This window comes from Burkholderia aenigmatica (genome assembly GCF_048627025.1).
Taxonomy (GTDB): Bacteria; Pseudomonadota; Gammaproteobacteria; order Burkholderiales; family Burkholderiaceae; genus Burkholderia; species Burkholderia aenigmatica.
Genome location: NZ_CP184469.1, coordinates 2,706,881 through 2,728,483, shown reverse-complemented (window position 1 = coordinate 2,728,483; position 21,603 = coordinate 2,706,881). Strand labels below are relative to the sequence as shown.

The window sequence follows — 21,603 nt, the reverse complement described above, 5'->3', positions numbered from 1 at the left end:
CTACACTGGGTTCCTCGGCATCCCGTCGATCCTTTTCATCTTCAGCAGGAGAACGTCATGCAAAAGCGCATGCTGGGTAAGAGCGGCCTCGAAGTCTCGTCAATCGGGCTCGGCTGCATGGGATTGAGTTACGGCTACGGCCCCGCCACCGACAAGGCGAGCGGCATCGCACTGATCCGCGCCGCGTTCGAGCGCGGCGTGACGTTCTTCGACACGGCGGAAGCGTATGGCCCGTTCGTCAACGAGGAACTGGTCGGCGAGGCGGTCGCGCCGTTTCGCGACCAGGTCGTGATCGCCACCAAGTTCGGTTTCGAGGACGGCCAGCCGATGAAGGGCGTCGACAGCCGGCCGTCGCATATTCGCGACGTGGCCGATGCGGCGTTGAAGCGGCTGAAGGTCGATCGCATCGACCTGTTCTACCAGCATCGCGTCGATCCGAACGTGCCGATCGAGGACGTGGCCGGCACGGTCAAGGACCTGATCCGCGAAGGCAAGGTCGCACACTTCGGGCTGTCGGAAGCCGGTGAGCAGACGATTCGCCGCGCGCACGCGGTGCAGCCGGTCGCCGCGCTGCAAAGCGAGTATTCGCTGTGGTGGCGCGAGCCGGAGGCGCGGATCCTGCCGACGCTCGAGGAACTCGGGATCGGTTTCGTGCCGTTCAGCCCGCTCGGTAAAGGTTTCCTGACCGGCGCGATCGATGCGAACACGACGTTCGCGGAGAACGATTTCCGCAATGTCGTGCCGCGCTTCTCGGAGGAGAACCGCAAGGCGAACGCGGGCCTCGTCGACCTGCTCGGCCGGATCGCGACCGACAAGGGCGCGACGCGCGCGCAGATCGCGCTGGCCTGGCTGCTGGCCCGCCAGCCGTGGATCGTGCCGATCCCGGGCACGACGAAGCTGCACCGGCTCGACGAGAACGTGGGCGCGGCCGCCGTCGTGCTGACGGCCGACGATCTCGCCGCGATCGAAACCGCGCTGCAGCAGATCAGGATCGTCGGCGAACGCTATCCCGCGCACTTCCAGCAGCGTATCGATCGCTGATCGGGCACGCGCCGGACGATCGGGCACGAATTGATCAGCGGAATCAGGGACAATCTTCACGTCGCCTTAAGTTTGCGTTTCCTAGAATCGATTTGAACGTCGCTCTTCCTGCGACGGACCGATTCGTCCAGGAGGATGCGCATGCCAAAACCCCGTGTCGCCGTAGCCCTGTTCAACGAAGCCATCGGCACGTCGCGGCCGACAGCGCAACCGTTCGAGGGCCGCCCATGATGTGGCCGAACGCGTGGCGTGTCTCGGCACTGTTCGTGCGCGAGTGGGTCGGCCGTCCGGCCTCGGTGGGCGCGTTGTGCCCGAGTTCGCGACAGCTGGCGCGCGAGATGGCCGACGCGGTGCCGGACGGCGACGGGCTGGTCGTCGAGCTCGGCGGCGGCACCGGCGCGATCACCGCGGCCTTGCTCGAGCGCGGCGTCGCGCCACGGCGCCTCGTCGTGGTCGAGCGTTCGCCGGCGTTCGTCCAGCATCTGCGGCGACGCTTTCCAGGCATCTCGATCGTGTCGGGCGACGCGCGGCAGCTCAGCCGGCTGCTGCCGCCCGATGCGCGCGTCGACGCGATCGTGTCGTGCCTGCCGCTGCGCACGCTGCCGCGTCAGGACGTGGCAGCGATCATCGATCAGTGCCATCGCGTGCTGTCGGCCGATGGTGTGATGATTCAGTTCACGTACGACCTGCGGCCGCCCGGCCGTCATCCGCTGGGCGATTCGGCATTTGTTGCCAGTGGCAGCCGGATCGTCTGGGCAAACATTCCGCCTGCGCGCATCGTGACCGTGCGCAACGTCACAGCCGAACACGCGGAATGATGCCGCCGCATGCGGGGCGCCCGACCGTGGCGCCTCGCCGTGTCCTTTCATAAATCCTTCGAATCCTTCCAATTAGCATTCATATTGCCGTCACATCAGGTTCCTACCATCGCCTTTCATTTCGAAAGCATCAATGGCGGGGGACCGGGCAACATGAATCGAATCAAACTGGCGGCGCTGCTGTGTGCGGGCGCCTTTGCACTGGCCGGATGCGGCAGCGACGACGACCCGACCAGCACGGCGCCCGGCCCCACGACGCCGCTGGCCGCGCGCAACGTGATCTTCTTCCTCGGCGACGGCATGGGGATCACGACGCTGACGGCCGCGCGCATCTATGCGGTCGGTGAAGACGGCGCGCTGACGATCGACACGCTGCCCGAATCCGCGTTCGTGAAGACCTACTCCAACGATGCGCAGGTGACGGACAGCGCGCCGTCGATGTCGGCATACATGACCGGCGTCAAGACCAACAACGAAGTGATCTCGATGTCGCCCGACACGAAGGCGATCGAGCCGACCGCGAGCCTCACCGGCAACTGCGGCGCGAACAACGGCAAATCGGCGACGACGCTGCTCGAGATCGCGAAGGCGCAGGGGCTGGCCACCGGTGTCGTGACGACCACGCGCGTCACGCATGCGACGCCGGCCGCGACGTACGCGCACGTGTGCCATCGCGACGCCGAGAACGACATCGCCGCGCAGCTCGTGCCGGGCGGCGCGGGCTACAACGGCGCGCTGGGCAACGGCGTCGACGTCGTGCTCGGCGGCGGCACGCAGTTCTTCGTGCCGAAGGACGGCGGCGGCAAGCGCACCGACGGCCGCAACCTGGTCAACGAGCTGAAGGCGAAGGGCTATGCGTTCGCGCAGAACCGCGACGACCTGCTGGCCGCCGATGCGACGAAGAGCGGCAAGCTGGTCGGCCTGTTCTCGTCGAGCCACATGAGCTACGACCTCGACCGCGGCGCGACCAAGGAGCCGAGCCTCAGCGACATGGCGACGCGCGCGCTCGACGTGCTTCAGCAGAACCCGAACGGCTATTTCCTGATGGTCGAGGGCGGCCGGATCGACCACGCGCTGCACGACACCAACGCGAAGCGCGCGCTGCAGGACACGGTGGCGTTCGACAACGCGATCAAGGCCACGATCGACAAGGTGCGCAAGACCGATCCCGACCTGAAGAACACGCTGATCGTCGTCACCGCAGACCACGACCACACGCTGGTGCTGAACGGCTATGCGGCGCGCACCGGCAAGACCGAGGCAGGCAAGCCCGGCGTGCTGGGCGTGCTGCGCAACTACCAGACGGGGACGGTCGCGAAGGACGCGGACGGCGCGCCGTACACGATCATCGGCTTCGGCAACGGCGAGAACCGCGTGCAGGGCAGCCGCGCGGGCACCGCGCTCACCGATGCGGTGACCGGCGCCGACGACTATCGCCAGGAGGCGGTCGTGCGGATGGACAAGGGCAACGAGACGCACGGCGGCACCGATGTGTTCCTCGGTGCGATCGGCCGCGGCGCGGATGCGTTCCACGGCGTGATCGAGAACAACAAGGTCTTCGAGCTGGTGCGCAACGCGGTGCAGCTGTGAGCGCCGACCATACGGGTACAGGGGAATACAGGATGTCGACCATCAAGTGCATCGCGGCGGCGCTGGCCGTCGCGGGTTTCGCGTGCGGCGCGGCGCAAGCCGCCGGCCAGGCGAAGAACGTGATTTTCTTTCTCGGCGACGGCATGGGGCCGACGACCGTGACGGCGAGCCGGATCTACAAGGTCGGTGAGTCGGGGCAGTTGACGATGGAGAAGCTGGCCCGCACCGCGCGCGTCAAGACCTTCTCGAACGACGCGCAGACGACCGACAGCGCGCCGTCGATGGCCGCGTACATGACCGGCGTGAAGATGAACAACGAAGTGCTGTCGATGTCGTCCGACACGCGCGCGGTCGCGCCGGGCAACGACGCCAACGGCAACAAGACCGTCAACAACTGCGCGCCGGGCAACGGCCAGCCGGTCGCGACGCTGCTGGAGCTGGCGAAGGCGCGCGGCAAGGCGGTCGGCTCGATCACGACGACCGAACTCACGCACGCGACGCCTGCCGCGACCTATTCGCACATCTGCCATCGCGATGCGCAGTACGACATCGCCGCGCAGGCGGCGCCGGGCGGCGCGGGCTACAACGCGGCACTCGGCGACGGCGTCGACGTGCTGATGGGCGGCGGCCGCAACCACTGGACGCCGTTCGATCCGGTGGCCAACAAGCGCGGGCGCGCGGACGGGCGCAACCTGCTCAACGAGATGAAGGCGAAGGGCTACACCGTCGTCGCGACCAGGGATCAGCTCGCGCAGGCCGGCAACGGCAAGCTGATCGGCCTGTTCAGTTCGACGAGCCATCTCGAATACGAACTCGACCGCGTGGCCGGCAAGGGCGAAGGGCCGTCGCAGCCGAGCCTCGCCGAGATGACGTCGAAGGCGATCGACGTGCTGTCGAAGAATTCGAACGGCTACTTCCTGATGGTCGAGGGCGGCCGGATCGATCACGCGCTGCACGGCACCAACGCGAAGCGCGCGCTCGAAGACACGGTGGCATTCGACGAAGCGATCCGCGTCGCGCTGTCGAAGGTCGACCTGTCGAACACGCTGATCGTCGTGACGGCCGACCACGACCACACGATGACGATCAACGGCTATTCGAAGCGCGGCAACCCGATTCTCGACATCAGCCGCAACTATCGTGACGGCCAGCCGAGCAAGGACGCCGACGGCAACACCTACACGACGCTGGTGTTCGGCAACGGCGCGAACCGGCCGAACGTGCGCGCGTCGGTCGATTCGGCCACGGCGACGAACGAAGCGTATCTGCAGGAAGTCGGCGTGCGGATGGGCAGCGCGGGCTCGGAGACGCACGGCGGCGGCGACGTGATGCTGTTCGCCGACGGCGCAGACGCGAAGGCGTTCAAGGGCACGATCGACAACACGAAGGTGTTCGGTCTCGTGCGCTCGGCGTTTGGTTTCTGAATCCGTTGACTGCATGAGGAACGGGAACGCCCGATGAAACGTCAGCTTCTCTGCGCACTCGCTTGCGGGTGGGTTGCGCTACCGGCCCTTGCAGCGGCCGATTTCGATGCCGTGCTGCTGCACGAGAGCCGCACGGTGTCGGCCGACGGCGTGACGCGCACGACGCTGTATCGCGAACGGATGGTGCGGCGCGACGGGCACGTGTGGGTCGAACGCGTGCTGCCCGTCGCGGCGGCAGGCGGTCACGGCGACGATCACGACCATGACCACGACGCGGGCGGGGCACGCGAGACGCCGCCGCGTGCCGGCGTGCAGCCGGCCGCCGCCCACGCCGGCCACAAGCACTTCAACTTCCAGGCGGCCGCGCGGCACGTGACGAATGACGGCAAGACGACGCGCATCGAGTATGTGGACGCGGCGAACCGGACGGTCGTCAGCGTGCCGCCGGCCGAGTACGAAACCACGGGCTTCGACGGCTCGTGGGACAACGCGTACTACGTCACGCCGCCGTCGCAGTTGAAGCGGCTCGCGGTGGCGAAGCGCGGCGACGCGCCCGGCACCCGCTGGTACGAGCAGGCGGTCGACACGCCCGGCGCGCGCGGCGTGAACCGGATCCTGTGGAGTGAGAAGTGGCAGGCGCCGCTGTCGGTCGAGTACCGGAGCGCCGACGGCCGCGTCGTGCGCAAGCTGACGCTCACGCCGACGCCGGCCGCGCGGCGCGAGACGTTGCCGTGGCAGACGCTCGCCCGCTATACGCGCAAGGAATACGCGGATTATCTCGACTGATCGACGATTTCGACCCTCTGTACGCGGGGCTTGCGGTCAGGCCGGCCGGTATCGTCAAGCGATACGGCCGGGCCCTGGCCGACTTTTTCTTTCTTCTCGTGGCGCCGCAGCGATCGCCGATGCGGACTAGAAGCGCGCGCCGTCCGGCACGCGCGCCGAAGGCCGCGACGCGACCCGCTTGATGAAGCGGTCGAGCGGTGTCGCATAGCCGCGCCCGATCGCCGCGCTCAGCGCCACCGACAACGCCAGATACGCCATCAGCAACAGCAGCTTCGTGTCGCCATGCGTGGCCGACGGCGGCCAGAACGTGCGCAATCCGCCGAGCACGATCAGGTGGAACAGGTACAGCTCGTAGCTCAGCTTGCCGGCCCGGCACAACGGCGCGAGCAGGCGGCCCGGCACGCGTTCGCCGTTGACGTGCGCGCCGATCAGCAGCACGGCCGTGCCGAGCGCCATCGCGGTGACGCCGGCGACGTGGCTGGCCGCGATCGGCCAGGCCAGATAGAGCACGGCCATCGCCGCCGCGACGGGCCACTGCACGAGCGGCGCGGCCAGCCGCTGCCAGTTTGCGCGTTCGGCCAGCAGCGCGGTACAGCAGCCTATCGCGATCCCGTCGAACGACGCGAAGTACGCATAGAGGAACCCGCCTTCGTCGCCGGCGTGCGTGAAGCGGTACACGGGCCCGATCGCGGCGATGACCACCCAGAACGCGACCAGCCGCGCATCGCGGCGCAACGCGACGCACAGCAGCGGGAACGACAGGTAGAACACCTCTTCGACCGACAGCGACCACAGCACGCCGAGCGCGTAGTTGACCCACCCGTAGGCACCGATCAGCACGTTCATCCAGAACGTCAGCGACGCGAGATTCACGAGCCAGAACGACACCGCGATGCCCTCCGGCGCATGGTTCTGGAAGATCGGCACGCCGGCCGCCGCGAGGCCGTTGACGAGTGCGAGCAGCAGGAGCAGGCACGGGACGATGCGCGCGACGCGCGACACGTAGAACGCGCGTACGTCGACCGCGCCGAGGTGGCCCCAGCGGCGCCGCGCATTCGACGTGATCAGGTAGCCGGAGATCACGAAGAACATCGTCACGCCATAGTTGCCGTTGCGCGCCACCGCATGCACCGCATGCACCGCATCCCAGCCGACCAGGCGTGCGAGCGACGTGTCGCGCAGCGAGTAGGGGATGTTGAAGTGATGCAGGAGGACCAGCACGATCGACACGCCGCGCAGCAGGTCGATCCGCGCGTTGCGCGGGCCCGCGCTCATTGCGGCCTGCCCGTTTCGGCGAGGGCGGGCAGCGTCGCCAGGAACGTATCGCGTGCGCGCAGGCCGGCGTTCGGCGTCTGCCGCTTGTCGTCCTGGATCAGATACGCGAACACGAGCGTGCGCGGCCCCTTGGCCGCCCAGCCGACGAACCAGCCATACGCGTGCGACGCATCGTACTTGCGCCCCGGCGACCCGGTGCCCGTCTTGCCGTGCACGATCCAGCCGTCGGGCTGCGTGTCGATCAACGTGATGCGCTCGGTCATGTCGTACGCGTGCGCGCTGACGGGCAGCGTGCGGTTCGCGATCTTGCGCATGAAGCCGACCTGCTCGAGCGGCGAGATGCGCAGCGACGCGTTGACCCATGCACCCATGACGCCGTTCAGTTCGCCCGCCTGACTCGTCGCGTCCGCGTTGCCGTAGCCGAATGCGTTCGTGTACTGCTGGAAGCGCGCCTGCCCGAGCGCCTGCGTGACCTGCTGCGAGTACCAGAAGATCGACAGCTTCATCCAGCGTGCCGGATCGGTCGGCTCGCGCCACGGTGCGCCGCCCCAGTCGGGGTAGCTGGTGTGGAAATCGAGCGTCGGTGTGTGCTCGTCTTTCAACACGCCCGCATCGAAGCCCATCAGGCTGATCGCCACCTTGAACGTCGATGCCGGCGTCACGCGCGCCGCGCAGTCGCCTTGCTGCACGAGCACCTGCCCGGTGGCGGCGTCGGCGACGACGGTGCAGATCGGACGGGCATGGGAAGAGGCAGCGGCCAGCAGGCCGGCGGCGAAGGTGAACAGCGCGCGACGCCAGTGTTTCAAGTGACACTCCTCGGGGATGTGCGACTTGCGCGCGGTGCGGGCGGAAGGCGGCAGGCCGTGCGCAATGAAGGCGACGGCCGGCATCGAGGATCGGGTGGATGGCGTCCGTTGCGGAGGCTCACAGTGTATCGACGGATGGCCGTCCGTTGACCTGTCACGGTTGACGGGGCAATTGCACGGCCTTTACCGGTTTCGGCCGCATCGACCGGCCACGCACGGCCGCGCCCATGAAAAAGCCCGCCGGCAGGCTGGCGCTTGCGGGCGGGCAAAGACACCTCGGGCCGACCTGCGCGGCAGGTCGATGCCGATGTCGCTCATTCCTGCTTCGTCACGTCGACTCGGTGCCGGCTGCCGCAGCCCATTCGGCAGGCGAGCGACCCATGAAGAACTGGCTTCGCCACGTCGCAATGCCAAGATTGACCGAGCGGACGCTCATCACGTTGACGAGAGCCTGATTTCGCAGCCAAGGCGATGCGGAAAGCGCTGCGTGCGCGACAGCGGTCGCCCCGGCCTTGTTCAGCAGGGTCGGCGTGCTCGCGAGCACGGTGATGGTGGCGATCGCCTTCTGCGTCTGGCCCGCCGGGCCGCCCACCCGCATGGTGCCGATCCAGACGCCGCTCTGGATCACGCCCGGAACGGTGGACGTTGCACGCTGGATCTGACGGATATCGGCCATGCGATCGTCATCGATCAACCGCGTTTCCGCAAAACGACTGCCGGCGAACATCAGCAGGCCAAGGACGGCCAGGATCGCCCAGTGCTTCCGGCCGACCGGAGCGGCATTCTCGACGGGGGCCGCGACGTGCACGACCCGGCTGGCGGTGAGCAGATCATGTACGGACTGGCGGCTCGGCCGGTTGAAAACGAACAGATACAGCAATGCCAGGCACCAGAAGAACACGACCGCGCCGTTCGCGGTGGCGAGCCATTCCATGTCCGGATCGTGAAGCGCGGGCAGGTCGATAAAGCCGATGCCGCCGAGTATCAGCGGAACGGCGATCAGCGCGTACCGTGCCCAGGCGCGAACGTACCCGGGACCGGACCCGTCAGGGGCGGCGCTATCGGCAACACGGATCTTCATCACCCGCTTGCCGAGCGACTGGTGCCGGTTTCCACCCTCGAGCAGGCCAAAGTAAAGGGAGCCGATCAGGAAGCCGATCAGTCTTCCCCATTCGCCAATCGTCGAAAGGGCATCGAAGAACGGGATTGCGATTGCCAGCCCGATCAGTCCGAGCAGGATCGAATCGATCGAAAAGGCGGCGGTGCGTCGCCAGAAGCCGGCGGCGCCGTGTGATTGTTGGTCTTCATTGCGCTCCATTGCCGTCGCCCCCGATGCGTTATGTTCGTCGAGCCGTTTGGGCTCTTTGCGGCGCGTGGCCGCAGGATTGCCTATGCCGACATCGATCCGATCGTGACAGGCAGATCATATCGACCGGCTTGCCGCAAAATTGCAAACTATTGTGAGCAGTGCGCAAGCGCGAACGGGCTTCATGCCGGCTGCGACTGGTCGACGCTCGACCCGAACGCGGCGAGGCGTGCGCTGCCGGACGGGCAGCGCACGCGCTGCGCGCGTATCGGCCGGGCGAGGGATCGAGACGGGCCCCAGCGGGCATGAAAGGCTGGCAACGATTGTCGGGGATTTTCGTGAGGCCGTCGAACGCGTGTGCCCGGTTCGACGCGGTAGCCGCTGACGCGCACGCGCGCCGCAATGCGGCGAGGACCCATGAAAAAACCCGCCGGCAGGCTGGCGCCTGCGGGCGGGCAAAGACACCTCGGGCCGACCGGCGCGGGTGTCGCGTGAAGAACGGAGAACCGGGTTGCGTCAGAACTTGTGGCGCAGCGCGAGGCGCACGGCCACCTGGTTCGACGTCGACGACGGCGCGTCGGTACCGGGGATGAACGCGTTGTCGAGGATCGAGTTCGTCTTGTCGCCGGCGATGTGCTGGTAAGCGGCCTGCACGTACACGTCGGTGCGCTTCGACAGGTTGTAGTCGGCCATCAGCCCGGCCGAATGGATCTTCGGCTTCGCATTGCCGGTCGATGCGTCGTACTTCTCGAGCGACAGCACGTATTGCGCGCCGACCATGAACGCCGGCGTGATCTGGTACGAACCGTTCAGCTCGAAGTTCTGGTACTTGATCGCGCTGACCGTCGCGCCCGGTGCGATGATCGCGCCCGGGTTGCCGAGGTAGCCGTTGCCGGTCGGGTTCTTGTAGTTCGAGTTCGTGTACGCGAAGCCGACCGTCGCGGGCCCGAACGTGTAGTTGATGCCCGCGCCGAACACGCGCATGCGCTCGGCGATGTAGCTCGCGTCGTTCGCGGTGATCGCGCCGGCCGAGCCGTCGCCCGGGCGGTTCGCCTGCAGGTACGCGGCGCCGATCAGCAGGCCGTTGTTCTGGTACTGCGCGCCGAAGCTGTACGCGCGGTTGTCCGAGAAGTTCGTGCTGTTGCTGAAGCTGTATGCGCCGCCGAACTGGAAGCCGCCGAAGTTCGGGCTCGCGTACTTCACCGTGTTGTCGAGGCGGAACGAGTTGTCGGTGTTGTCGTTGTCGAACGGGTGAGCGAGCAGGTAGCCGCCCCAGTTGCCGTTGGCCGTGGTCGGCGCGAGATAGTCGACTACGGAGTCGTACTGGCGGCCGAACGTCAGCGTGCCGTACTGCGTCTGGCTCAGGCCGACGTACGCCTGGCGGCCGAACATGCGGCCGCCCTGGTTGAGCCGGCCGGTGTTCACGTCGAAGCCGTTTTCGAGCTGGAAGATCGCCTTCATGCCGCCGCCCAGATCCTCGCTGCCCTTCAGGCCCCAGCGGCTGCCCTGCGCGTAGCCGCTCGCCATCTCGTAGACGTGTCCGGTGCCGACGTTGTTCGTGTAGTTCAGGCCTTCGTCGATCACGCCGTACAGCGTGACGCTGCTTTGCGCGAACACAGGGGCTGCGAAGGTTGCCGTTACGGCGAGCGCCGTCAGGGTCTTTTTCATTGAGAGATCTCCGGGATATCCAGCTTGTATCGATTGTCGTGAGCGCGTCCGGCGAGGCGCGCCCCGTCATCCGGGGCGACCCGGCGCAGCGCGCGGCGCCGGATCGCGCAAGGCGCGGCGGCGCGGCAACCGGCAGCGTCGGGTCGTGTCTCCTCCGATGACTCCGCGCATTCTTCCCAAGCCGAAAAGGAACCGAAAGCGAGTAATTTCGATGATTGCAATCGGGTTCGCCAATGGGGTCGCGACAGGCCGTTTCGACAGTCGAAACAGGGTGCGTTGCACCACGGTTCAGGGCCGCTCGCGCAACGGTCAAACGAGTGCGCGATACCACCCGCGCAGCGCCGTGAGTGGGCGGGTGGAACAGGCTGAGAAGCCCGTCCGGCGGGCTTGCAGGGGTGTCCGGAGATCGATTGGCGCTGCCGATTGCAATGATCGGAATTACTCGTTTCCCTAAACATATTGGCGGCTGAAACATGCAGGCTGACCGGACGTGGCGGGATTCACGATGCGCCGGTCGCCGCGCATGCCGCGACGCACAAACAACAGATTCGATTTGGAGACGACCCACCATGCAGATTCGACGACTGAAAACGGTCCTTCTCGCCGCCGCGGCGATCCTGTCCGCGCCCGCGGCCCACGCGGCCGGCGGCGCGTGCGCCGACGGCAAGACGGTCCATTTCGCGGGCATCACGTGGGAGAGCGGGTCGTTCGCGACCGAGGTGCTGCGTCAGATCATGGAGAAGGGCTACGGCTGCAAGACGGACGTCGTGCCGGGCAGCACGGCTGCGACCGAAACGGCGCTCGCGCGCAACGACCTGCAGATCTGGGCCGAGCAGTGGACGGGCCGCAGCGAGATCACCGCGAAGGCCGTCTCGTCGGGCGCCGTGAAGCTGATCGGCGATACGCTGCCGGGCGGCACGACGGAAGGCTGGTTCGTGCCCGACTACGTGGTGAAGGGCGATCCGGCGCGCAACATCAAGCCGGTCGCGCCGGGGCTCGTGTCGGTCGACGATCTGCCGAAGTACAAGCAGGTGTTCGCCGACGAGGAGGAACCGGACAAGGGTCGCTTCCTGAACTGCCCGACGGGCTGGGACTGCGAGCGCGTGAACACGCGTCTGCTGCGCGTGCTGAAGCTCGACCAGTCGTATACGAACTTCCACCCGGGCACCGGTGCGGCGCTCGACGCGGCGATCGCGTCCGCGTACCAGCGCGGCGCGCCGATCGTGTTCTATTACTGGGGCCCGGCCGCGCTGATGGCGAAATACAAGTTCACCGCGCTGAAGATGCCGGCCTATAACGAAGCATGCTGGAAGACGTTGCGTGACGAGAGCAGCACGCACCAGTGCGCGTCGTCGTACATGGTGTCGCGGCTGACGGTCGGCGTGTCGAAGCCGTTCGCCGATGCGAATCCCGATCTCGTCGGCGTCTTCGGCAAGGTGCGTTTCCCGATGGACTTCCTGAACCAGACGATCCTCGAGATGACGACGAAGAAGATCGACGGCGCGGCGATGGCCACGCAGTTCCTGAAGACCCGCCAGGACATGTGGAAGCAGTGGGTGCCGGCCGACGTCGCGCAGAAGATCGCTGGCAGCCTGAAGGGCGCGTAACCTGCGCGCGGCGGCGGGCCCGCGCCCGCCGCCGCCGTCACGCGCCTTCGCGGCGCGACGGAGAACCAACATGAACGGCTTCTTTCTGCACCTGTCGATCGCCGACTGGGTCAACAGCGCGCTCGAGACGTTCGTCGCGCAATACGGCGACGGCTTCCATCACTTCAGCGTACTGGTGCTGCGCTACCTGCTCGTGCCGCTCGAAGGCGCGCTGCGCGTGGCGCCGCCGTGGCTCGTGCTGCTGGTCGTCGGTGCGATCGCGTGGAATGCGACGCGCCGCCTCGGCCTCGGCGTGCTCTTCATGCTGCTGCTCTACGCGATCGGCTGCTTCGGGCTGTGGGACAAGCTGATGCAGACGCTCGCGCTGATGCTCGTCTCGACGGTGCTGTCGGTCGCGATCGGCGTGCCGGTCGGCATCCTCGCGTCGCGCAGCGCCTGGCTGCGCCGGATGCTGCTGCCGGTGCTCGACGTGATGCAGACGCTGCCGAGCTTCGTGTACCTGATCCCGGTGCTGATGCTGTTCGGGCTCGGCAAGGTGCCCGCGATCCTCGCGACGATCATCTATGCGCTGCCGCCGCTGATCCGCCTGACCGATCTCGGCATTCGCCAGGTCGATCCGGACGTGACGGAAGCGGCGCGCGCGTTCGGCACGACGCGCTGGCAACTGCTGGTCAACGTGCAGTTGCCGCTCGCGCGGCCGAGCATCATGGCCGGCATCAACCAGACGACGATGATGGCGCTGTCGATGGTCGTGATCGCGTCGATGATCGGCTCGCGCGGGCTCGGCGAGGACGTGCTCGCGGGCATCCAGACGCTCGACGTCGGCAAGGGCACGCAGGCCGGCCTCGCGATCGTGATTCTCGCGATCGTGATCGACCGGATCAGTCAGGGCTTCGGCCAGGAGCGGCGCGCCCGGCGGCGGCTCGCGCAGCAGCGCCGGCAGAAGGGTGCATCGCGCGTGCCGTACCGGCTGCCGCGCAAGGCGCAGTCGGCGGGCGTCGATTCGAATCAGGCGACGCAGTCGTCGCGTGCATAGGAACGGAGACAGACATGGCGACCATCGACGTCAAACACGTGTACAAGCTGTTCGGGCCGCCCGCCGCGCATGCGCGCGTGCTCGACCTGCTGCGCTCGGGCAAGCGCAAGGCCGACGTGCTGGCCGAAACGGGCTGCAACGTCGGGCTCAACGACGTGAGCCTCGGCATCGAGTCGGGCGAAATCTTCGTGATCATGGGGCTGTCGGGTTCCGGGAAATCGACGCTCGTGCGGCACTTCAACCGGCTGATCGAGCCGACGGCCGGCGAGATCGTGATCGACGGCAGCGACGTGATCAAGCTCGACGCGCACGGGCTGCGCGAGCTGCGCCGCTTCAAGGTCAGCATGGTGTTCCAGAACTTCGGGCTGCTGCCGCACCAGACCGTGCTCGACAACGCCGCGTATGCGCTGCGCACGCGCGGCGAGAAGCGGCACGACGCGGCCGAGGCCGCGCGCAACTGGCTGACGAAGGTCGGGCTCGACGGTTACGGCGATCACTATCCGGACGAGCTGTCGGGCGGGATGCGGCAGCGCGTCGGGCTGGCGCGTGCGCTCGCGGCCGATACCGATGTGCTGCTGATGGACGAGGCGTTCTCCGCGCTCGATCCGCTGATCCGTACCGAAATGCAGGATCAGTTGCTCGAACTGCAGGCGACGCTGTCGAAGACGATCGTGTTCATCACGCACGATCTCGACGAAGCGCTGCGCATCGGCGACCGGATCGCGATCCTGCGCGACGGCACGCTCGTGCAGGTCGGCACGCCGGACGACATTCTGTCGCGGCCGGCGGATGATTATGTGAGAAGGTTCGTGGAGAAGCGGACGAGTGTGAATTGAGGCGGGAAGCGAAACGAGAAAGGGCGGCACAGGGTGTCGCCCTGTTTCGTTCATGCGGGTCGGGCCGACGTCAGGCCGGTGCGCGTATCGAATTCATAGGCACCCACGTAGTCGAGCGAAGCGTTTTCCGGCGTCGTGACGATGTTGGGCGAGTACACGCCGATTGCACTGTCGGCGACGAGGTCGGCAGGAACGGCATGTACCCATGCCGATTCCCAGGAAACACCAAGCAGCAATTGCCGGACCGGAACGGGACTGCCGCGATGAATGGCCTCGATGCATCCTGGCTCGTAGTCGCGCAGTCCGACTTCCGTCATGAACGCGGACGGAATACCGTCGCCGTCCTCGGTGTACTGCTCGTCGATGAACGCGCGCATCTCCGCGAACGAGCGGAATCGGCCGCTGGAAACGAACAGGTGAACGGTAACGATCATCGGTGACCTCGTCGGGCGTGAGATGGCCGGCGGGGAGCGCCCGCGCAAGCGCACGATGATACGCGTGTGTGCGATGCCGGGCACCTCACTCAACGATCGTCTCGCCCCGCAACACGGGCGCCGGAATCAGGTCAGTGCCTTGCTTCGAGACTGTCACTGCCGGCGCGTTGATGTTGCCTGACGGGATGTCGGGGACCACCGATGCATCGCCGGTCGGCGAGCCCGGACCGGTGCGAAGCAGTATTACTGGCCGCTGCCTGCCACGGTCGACTCGACGACGGTCATGTCGAGATGTCGCACGCCATAAGGGCCGACCAGTTCGTTGACGCGAACGACGCCCGACACCGCGCCGTCGGGAAGGTCAAGGTCGCGATTGCAGACGAGCGCAGGCGAGCCGAGGCCGGGGTCGGCGAAGGTGATGCGATACCCGCAGCCTTTCGTCTGGTGGGCGCCCGGCACGAACGCGGCGTCGAAGGACTGCGGCGAATGCGCGGTTGCCCTGACCAGCAGCAGGAGCGAGAGCTCGCCGGATATCATGCCGAGCCCGCAGGACATGAAAGCGGCGATCAGCAGATCCTTGATCGAGCTCTTCGTTCTGAGATCGCGCGAGAAATACACCCCGAGCAGGGCAAAGGCGATGACGGTCGCGATGCGAATACGGTTTGCGCCGGGCCAGTCGCCGACCGTGCAGTGCCACGTCAGTGGCAGCGTAACGAACCCCACCAGCATCGGCACCAGGACCATGGCGGGGAAGGCAAGCGCGTGCCATCGCTTGATGTCTTTTTTCGGGGTTTGCCGGGTGGCCATCGGAGCTGGAGCTTGCCGCGTCTGATCGGAATGATCGCGCATTATGACCGACGGGCGGCGGTGACCCGGTGCGGCTACGGCTCGATCGACCCATACCGCGGATAGCGCCCGCTTCTGTAATTCTCAGGCATCCTGCATTTCTGGTAACTCTGCATCAGCCGGAACGCGGACTTCTCCCGGTCCGTCTCGTCGCCCTCCTGAAGCCAGAGCGCATGGCTTTTCTCCGCGAGCACGATGAGCAGGCGCCGTCTGGCGGCCGACAAGGCCGAACGATCCAGCAGGTCGCAGACCAGATTGGCCGTGACCACGCCGAACAGCTTGCGGTACTCGTGGCAGTCGGTCGACGCGAGCAGGTGCATCGCTTCGGCGACGGCCGTCTCTGCTTCCGCCACCGATCGCTGCAGCGTGATCGCGGGAAGCGCGAGCGCCGTGATGTAGAGGCGATCGTTGGCGTCGAACCGGTCGAGTGACGCATTCACGTCCTCCAGTCGTTCGAGCACCGCATGCTGGCGATCGATACGTCGGAGCGATTCGGCCGGTGCGCCGTCGTGCGCGTCGATGAGTTGGTCGAGATAGCCCATTCCCGCTTGCCAGTCGCCGAGATGCTCGCCGAACACGTGCGTCGCGAGCGCCGCCAGTTCGACGAGATCCTGCGCACCCATCGGGAACGCCAGCCGCTCGCGCAGTCGGGCCGCGACCACTGTCGGCTGCTTCGTATGATCCTGCCAGTCCCGTAGCAGCGACTCGCGCAACTGTTCGTCGTCCACCTGCGTCGTCTCCATGCGTTCCTCCGTTCGGTTGCCCGAATGGTAGGAGCGAGGATGGCGTGTGTACAGTGCAGGTTTGGAAGATATATGATGCATCCGATGCAAATCTGCGGGGAGCGTGGCGTTGAACCGGATCGACCTGAACCTGCTGCTGGCGCTGAAAGCGCTGATCGACGAGGAAAGCGTGTCCGGCGCGGCACGCAGTCTCGATCTGAGCCCGTCCGCGATGAGCCGGACCCTTGCCCGGGTCCAGGACGCGATCGGCGACAAGGTGCTGGTGCGCGCGGGAAAGGGCATGGTGGCGACCGAAACGGCGCGGCGGTTGAAGGAGCCGCTCGACCGGATCCTGCAGGATGTGGCGCTGCTGCTCGGCGCACAGCACCGGTCGATCGATGCGCAGCGCGTGTTCAACATCAGCGCGAACGACGGGTTCATCGATTCGTTCGCGGTACCGATCATCGCGCAGGCGCACGATGCATGGCCGCATGCAAGGCTGCGCTTCCTGCCGAAGCACGAGAAGACCGTGGCGCGCCTTCGCAGCGGGGACGTCGATATCGAAATCGGCGTGGTCGGCGAGACGGGGCCGGAGATCATGATCCGCAAGCTGTTCGACGACCGCATGGTCGGCGTGCTGCGAAAGGGCCATCGGCTGGCGCGGCGCCGGATGACGCTCGATGCTTATCTTTCCGTGCCGCACATCAGCGTGTCGCGCAAGGGGCGCTTTCACGGGCCGATCGACGATGCGCTGAGCGAGCAGGGGCGCGAGCGCAACGTCATCGCGGTGGTGCCGAACTTCAAGTCAGGCATCGAGCTCGCCCAGCGCTCGGACTGGATCGCTCACGTGCCCGAGAAGCACACCGCCCAGGCCCGGCAAGACGTCGTGACGTTCGATCTGCCGGTCGCGACCCCCGCGCTCGCGATCTCGATCATGTGGCATCCCCGCTTCGAGCGCGACGCGATGCATGCCGGGCTGCGGGACCTGATCGTGAACGTGTGCCGGCAGGTCGTGGACGGCACGAACCGCTAAGGTTGGGCGGTGGCGACCGTCGAACCTGCCGGCACCGCGTCACTGTACGACCGTTTCTCGTGGCTTCGATTGCACGCCTGCCGTCTCCGCCGTCAACGCGTCCGCCAGAATCAGATCCGCGCCTTTCTCCGCGACCATCATCGTCGGCGCGTTGATGTTGCCCGACGTGATGTTCGGGAACACTGATGCATCGACGATCCGCAGCGCCTGCAGCCCGTGCACGCGCAGCGATGCGTCGACCACCGACATCGCCGCGTCCGGCCCCATCGCGCATGAGCCGCACAGGTGGTAGATCGAACCCGACTGCTCGCGGAAGTACTGCAGCATTGCCTCGTCGGAATCGACCTGCGGCCCCGGCGAGATTTCCTCGACGGTCATCGATTTCAGCGCGGGCGCGCGCATCAGCGCACGAATGACCTTGCTGCCCTGCACGGCTTCGTCGAGATCCTTCTGCGTGGTCAGCGCGTTGATGTGAATCTTCGCGGCATCTTCCGCGCGGTTCGACGCGATCTCGATCGTGCCGCGGCTCGTCGGCCGGCACGGGTTGAACGCGATCAGGAAACCCGAATACGGCTCGGGCTTGATGCTCGCGCGATCGCTCTTCGGGATCCGGTACGACAGCGGGTTGAAGTACAGCTGGATGTTCGGTTCCTGCGTATCGGCCGTGCCGCGGAAGAAGCCGCCCGCCTGGTTCACGCTCATCGCGAGCGGGCCGCGCTTCGTCAGCAGGTAACGCAGCCCGATCTTCATCTTGCCGATGAGCGTACCCATCTCGTCGTTCAGCGTCGGACGGTTCGCCTTGAAGTAGAAGCTCACGCACAGGTGGTCCTGCAGGTTGCGGCCGACGGCCGGCAGCGCATGCACGAGCGGCACGCGCTGGCGCGCGAGCAGCGCCGGATCGCCGACGCCAGACAGTTGCAGCAGCTTCGGCGTATCGACCGCGCCGGCCGCGAGGATCACCTCGCGCGCGGCGACGAGCGTTTCGTCGCCGTGCTCGCCCGCGACCACCACGCCGGTCGCACGCGTGCCGTCGAAGGTCACGCGTCGCACGAGCACGCCCGAGCGCAGCGTGAGGTTCGCACGGCCGAGCGCGGGGCGCAGGTACGCGAAGCTGCTGGAGCAGCGTTCGCCGTGCTTCGTGTTCAGGTCGTAGATGCCCGCGCCTTCGAACTGCGCGCCGTTGAAGTCATCGGTGCGCGGCAGGTTCAGTTGCCCGCACCCCTTCAGGAACTCGTGGACGATCGGATGCACGTCGGCCTTCATCGACGTGATGTGGATCGGCCCGGTCGCGCCGTGATGCAGCGGATCGGTCGTGCCGGCCGCGTGCGTTTCGAGCTTGCGGAAGTACGGCAGCACGTCGTCGTACGCCCAGCCCGGATTGCCGGCGTTCGCCCAGTCGTCGTAGTCGCTGCGCTGGCCGCGCACGTAGACCATCGCGTTGATCGAGCCCGACCCGCCGACCACCTTGCCGCGCGGGCAATACAGCCTGCGGTCGGCGAGCTGCGCTTCGGGTTCGCTGTAGTACATCCAGTTGTAGCGGCGGTTGTAATAGGTCTTCGTGAAGCCGACCGGCACCTTGAACCAGAACGACGCGTCGCGCTCGCCGGCTTCGAGCAGCAGCACCGAGTGCCGGCCCGATTCGCTCAGGCGGTTCGCGAGAATGCAGCCGGCCGAGCCCGCGCCGACGATGATGTAGTCGTAGCTCATGTCTGTCCTTTGCGCTCAGCCCTTCGCGGGGGCGAGATCCTTCACGTCGACGGGGTGTTCGCCCATCTGCAGGTGCAGCCGCTCGCCGGTGTACGGCGTGTGGCGTTTCACGACGTCCATGTCGAGCTCGATGCCGAGGCCCGGCTCGTTCGACGGGATGATGTAGCCGTCTTCCCAGCGGATCGGCGTCTTCACGACTTCCGCGTGGAAACCGCCCCACGTCATGATGCTTTCCTGGATCAGGAAGTTCGGCGTGCAGGTCGCGAGCTGGATGCTCGCGGCCGCGCCCACGGGCCCGTTGTACAGGTGCGGCGCAATCTGCGCGTAGTGCACTTCGGCGAGCGTCGCGATCTTCTTCGCTTCGAGCAGGCCGCCGACGCGCGCGACGTTCAGTTGCAGGATCGATGCGCCGCCCGCCTGCAGCAGCTTGTGGAATTCGTACTTGGTCGTCAGGCGCTCGCCGGTCGCGATCGGGATCGACGTGTGCTGCGCGACTTGCGCGATCGCCTCTTCCTGGCCGGGGGGAACCGGCTCCTCGAACCACAGCGGGTCGTATTTCTCGAGCCGCTTCGCGAGCCGGATCGCCGACGACGGCACCATCTGCCCGTGCGTGCCGAACAGCAGGTCGGCCTTGCTGCCGACGGCTTCGCGCACGCGGCGGCAGAACAGTTCGCAGCGGTCGAGCACTTCGAGCGACAGCTGGTGGCCCGAGTAGGCCGTGTACGGGCCGGCCGGGTCGAACTTGACGGCGGTGAAGCCGAGCTTCACGTTCTCGGCCGCGCATTCGGCCGCGAGATCGGGATCGTCGTAGTCGTATTCGCCCTTCGCGTTCTTCGGATAGAGATACGTGTACGAGCGCAGCCGCTCGTGGATCTTGCCGCCGAGCAGCTCGTACACGGGCTTGCCGGCGGCCTTGCCGATGATGTCCCAGCACGCCATTTCGAGGCCGCTGACGACGCCCATCATCGTCAGGTCGGGCCGCTGCGTGAAGCCGCTCGAATACGCGTGGCGGAACAGCCGCTCGACGTGATGCGGGTCGCGGTTCAGCAGATGGCGTTCGAACACGTCGTCGATGATCGGCGCCATCGCCTTCGGGCCGAAGGTCGCCGAGTAGATCTCGCCAACGCCTTCGATGCCGTCGTCGGTCTTCAGCTTCACGAAGATCCAGTACATCCCGCCGACATGCGGCGGCGGCACGGCGACGATATGGGTTTCGAGCGAAACGATCTTCATACGGACTCCTGGATACGGTTGAGGCGGAATTTGAGGAACGCAGCGGCGCCCGCGCCGCACAGCGCGATGGCCGCGATGTAGCCGAAATAGAGCTGGTAGCCGTGCGCACCCGGGTAGGCCTGCGTCACGTAGCCGTTGATCAGCGGCACGAACACGTCGGGCGAATAGCCGAGCACCGAGATCAGGCCGATCGCGAGGCCCGCGCAATGGGTCGGCACCTTGCAGTCGTCGAGCAGCGACCAGTACAGGCCGCGGATCGCGTAGGTCAGGATGCCGATGAACAGCACGAGCACGACGAGCATCGCCTGCGGGCTGTGCGCAGGCGCTGCGATCAGCCCGACGAGCGACAGCGCGGCGAGCAACAGCGCCCAGAACAGCACGGACACCTTCGACACGCGATCGCCGAGGGAGCCGCCGCCGATGCCGCCGACCGGGCGCATCCACAGCTTGAGCGTCGTGATGAAGCCGGCCGCCGTCGCGCTGAGACCGAAATTGCCTTCGTGCAGGTACGCAGAGAAGCTGTAGGTCGCCCAGAACACCTGGTAGCCACAGAACACGATCGCCGCGACGAGCCACAGCTCGGGGATCGCTGCGAGCGTCTTCAGGTCGGCCAGCACGTTGCCTCGGCGGTCGCTACCGTGCCGGCGATCCTTGGCCGTCGCACGCTCGCCCGTGCTGGCCTGATCCTTCACCAGCGCGAGCAGCACGCCGAGCGCGATGCAGAAGAACGCGTACAGGTGTACGACGAGCCGGAAGCCGGCTGCATCGGTGCCGCCGTGTGCCCGCGTCACGTATGCGAACAGCGTGATCGCGATCGTCGCGAGCAGCGCCTCGACGAGGCCGCGGCCGCCGTCGAGCAGGCCGAAGAAGCGGCCCTGTTCGTCGGGGCCCGCGATCATGTTCACGCGCTTGATCACGGCGGCCCAGAACGTGAGGCCGGTGGTCAGCCCCCAGCCGCCGAAGATCAGCACGAGCGTGTCGAACGACGGCCCGGTCGCATAGACGAGCCCGAGCGCACCGGTGGCGAGCAGCGAGAAGCAGATCAGCCAGCGCGGCGACAGGCGGTCGGCGAGCCAGCCGCTCGGCAGATAGCTGATGAGGAAGATCGTGCCGAGCGACGAATACAGGTAGCCGAGCTGCACGTCGTCGATACGGAAGAACTGCAGCATCGTCGGCTGGTACACCTGCCGCAGATACAGCATCGGGTAGATCGCGCCCGCGGCGATCACGAGCAGCAGCAGTTGCAGGTAGCGTTGCGAGCGCGAGCTTTGCGACGCATGTGCGTCGTCGTGCAACGCGAGCGACGCGGCGTGCGTCGACGGTTGGGTCGGCATGATGTCTTCCTCCATCAGACTTCCGTCATGCGGAGGTCTGCAGATTTTTTATGTGTTCGGTCGGATCAGGGGCGGCGCGCGCGGCGTGGTGTCGTGGTGCG

Annotated in this window: 19 protein-coding genes; 9 read left to right on the top strand and 10 right to left on the bottom strand. The window is 66.7% G+C overall.

Going from position 1 to position 21,603, the window contains the following annotated elements; genetic code table 11:
- Positions 1 to 57: 57 nt before the first annotated feature.
- From ACN8ZM_RS29270 to ACN8ZM_RS29250, 5 genes are all read left to right on the top strand, one after another.
- Positions 58 to 1,041, top strand: a complete 984-nt coding sequence (locus ACN8ZM_RS29270) for an aldo/keto reductase (protein ID WP_420211497.1) — start codon at positions 58 to 60, stop codon at positions 1,039 to 1,041.
- Positions 1,042 to 1,268: 227 nt separating this feature from the next.
- Positions 1,269 to 1,859 carry a class I SAM-dependent methyltransferase gene (locus tag ACN8ZM_RS29265; RefSeq protein ID WP_420211496.1) on the top strand — a complete coding sequence of 197 codons (591 nt, stop codon included), beginning with the start codon at positions 1,269 to 1,271 and terminating at the stop codon, positions 1,857 to 1,859.
- 153 nt (positions 1,860 to 2,012) lie between these two features.
- Positions 2,013 to 3,449 carry an alkaline phosphatase gene (locus tag ACN8ZM_RS29260; protein WP_420211495.1) on the top strand — a complete coding sequence of 479 codons (1,437 nt, stop codon included), beginning with the start codon at positions 2,013 to 2,015 and terminating at the stop codon, positions 3,447 to 3,449.
- Positions 3,450 to 3,481: 32 nt separating this feature from the next.
- Positions 3,482 to 4,873, top strand: a complete 1,392-nt coding sequence (locus ACN8ZM_RS29255; protein ID WP_043178797.1) for an alkaline phosphatase — start codon at positions 3,482 to 3,484, stop codon at positions 4,871 to 4,873.
- A 33-nt stretch (positions 4,874 to 4,906) separates the two neighbouring features.
- Entirely contained in the window at positions 4,907 to 5,659 is a 753-nt protein-coding gene (locus tag ACN8ZM_RS29250) for a hypothetical protein (protein ID WP_420211494.1), read from the top strand.
- A gap of 126 nt (positions 5,660 to 5,785) precedes the next feature.
- On the opposite strand, the gene ACN8ZM_RS29245 is transcribed toward ACN8ZM_RS29250, so the two are convergent.
- From ACN8ZM_RS29245 to ACN8ZM_RS29230, 4 genes are all read right to left on the bottom strand, one after another.
- Positions 5,786 to 6,934, bottom strand: a complete 1,149-nt coding sequence (locus ACN8ZM_RS29245) for an acyltransferase family protein (RefSeq protein ID WP_420211493.1) — start codon at positions 6,932 to 6,934, stop codon at positions 5,786 to 5,788.
- The gene (blaOXA, locus tag ACN8ZM_RS29240) at positions 6,931 to 7,740 is read right to left on the bottom strand and encodes an OXA-1043 family class D beta-lactamase (RefSeq protein ID WP_420211492.1); all 810 of its coding nucleotides are present in this window, start codon (positions 7,738 to 7,740) and stop codon (positions 6,931 to 6,933) included. Before blaOXA ends, ACN8ZM_RS29245 begins: the two co-directional genes overlap by 4 nt.
- 328 nt (positions 7,741 to 8,068) lie before the next feature.
- Positions 8,069 to 9,058 carry an RDD family protein gene (locus ACN8ZM_RS29235; protein WP_420211491.1) on the bottom strand — a complete coding sequence of 330 codons (990 nt, stop codon included), beginning with the start codon at positions 9,056 to 9,058 and terminating at the stop codon, positions 8,069 to 8,071.
- Between the two features lie 504 nt (positions 9,059 to 9,562).
- Positions 9,563 to 10,714 (bottom strand): porin, encoded by a 1,152-nt coding sequence (locus ACN8ZM_RS29230; protein WP_043178791.1) that lies wholly within the window; start codon positions 10,712 to 10,714, stop codon positions 9,563 to 9,565.
- Between the two features lie 569 nt (positions 10,715 to 11,283).
- Between ACN8ZM_RS29230 and ACN8ZM_RS29225 the strand changes: the two genes are divergently transcribed.
- The 3 genes from ACN8ZM_RS29225 (at position 11,284) to ACN8ZM_RS29215 (ending at position 14,193) form a co-directional block, all read left to right on the top strand.
- Positions 11,284 to 12,321: an ABC transporter substrate-binding protein gene (locus ACN8ZM_RS29225; RefSeq protein WP_011356435.1), complete on the top strand. Its 1,038-nt coding sequence runs from the start codon at positions 11,284 to 11,286 to the stop codon at positions 12,319 to 12,321.
- Positions 12,322 to 12,391: 70 nt separating this feature from the next.
- On the top strand, positions 12,392 to 13,357 hold the full coding sequence (locus ACN8ZM_RS29220) for an ABC transporter permease (RefSeq protein WP_043178788.1): 966 nt from the start codon (positions 12,392 to 12,394) through the stop codon (positions 13,355 to 13,357).
- Positions 13,358 to 13,371: 14 nt separating this feature from the next.
- The gene (locus ACN8ZM_RS29215) at positions 13,372 to 14,193 is read left to right on the top strand and encodes a quaternary amine ABC transporter ATP-binding protein (protein WP_051889691.1); all 822 of its coding nucleotides are present in this window, start codon (positions 13,372 to 13,374) and stop codon (positions 14,191 to 14,193) included.
- Between the two features lie 50 nt (positions 14,194 to 14,243).
- Here the strand turns inward: ACN8ZM_RS29215 and ACN8ZM_RS29210 are convergent, their stop codons facing one another.
- From ACN8ZM_RS29210 to ACN8ZM_RS29200, 3 genes are all read right to left on the bottom strand, one after another.
- Entirely contained in the window at positions 14,244 to 14,711 is a 468-nt protein-coding gene (locus tag ACN8ZM_RS29210; protein ID WP_420212684.1) for an immunity 22 family protein, read from the bottom strand.
- Between the two features lie 159 nt (positions 14,712 to 14,870).
- Positions 14,871 to 15,434 carry a hypothetical protein gene (locus ACN8ZM_RS29205; protein WP_420211490.1) on the bottom strand — a complete coding sequence of 188 codons (564 nt, stop codon included), beginning with the start codon at positions 15,432 to 15,434 and terminating at the stop codon, positions 14,871 to 14,873.
- A 74-nt stretch (positions 15,435 to 15,508) separates the two neighbouring features.
- Entirely contained in the window at positions 15,509 to 16,216 is a 708-nt protein-coding gene (locus ACN8ZM_RS29200) for a hypothetical protein (RefSeq protein WP_420211489.1), read from the bottom strand.
- A gap of 109 nt (positions 16,217 to 16,325) precedes the next feature.
- Here ACN8ZM_RS29200 and ACN8ZM_RS29195 point away from each other — a divergent pair, with 109 nt between their 5' ends.
- A complete protein-coding gene (locus tag ACN8ZM_RS29195; RefSeq protein WP_420211488.1) occupies positions 16,326 to 17,228 on the top strand; it encodes a LysR substrate-binding domain-containing protein in 903 nt (300 codons plus the stop codon).
- Between the two features lie 39 nt (positions 17,229 to 17,267).
- On the opposite strand, the gene ACN8ZM_RS29190 is transcribed toward ACN8ZM_RS29195, so the two are convergent.
- The 3 genes from ACN8ZM_RS29190 to ACN8ZM_RS29180 are packed head-to-tail and all read right to left on the bottom strand — an operon-like array spanning position 17,268 to position 21,502.
- Positions 17,268 to 18,935 carry a GMC family oxidoreductase gene (locus tag ACN8ZM_RS29190; protein ID WP_420211487.1) on the bottom strand — a complete coding sequence of 556 codons (1,668 nt, stop codon included), beginning with the start codon at positions 18,933 to 18,935 and terminating at the stop codon, positions 17,268 to 17,270.
- Positions 18,936 to 18,950: 15 nt separating this feature from the next.
- Positions 18,951 to 20,168, bottom strand: coding sequence for a mandelate racemase/muconate lactonizing enzyme family protein (locus ACN8ZM_RS29185; protein ID WP_420211486.1), 1,218 nt, complete (start codon positions 20,166 to 20,168; stop codon positions 18,951 to 18,953).
- Positions 20,165 to 21,502 (bottom strand): MFS transporter, encoded by a 1,338-nt coding sequence (locus ACN8ZM_RS29180; RefSeq protein WP_420211485.1) that lies wholly within the window; start codon positions 21,500 to 21,502, stop codon positions 20,165 to 20,167. The genes ACN8ZM_RS29185 and ACN8ZM_RS29180 overlap by 4 nt, the downstream gene beginning before the upstream one ends.
- Positions 21,503 to 21,603: the final 101 nt, after the last annotated feature.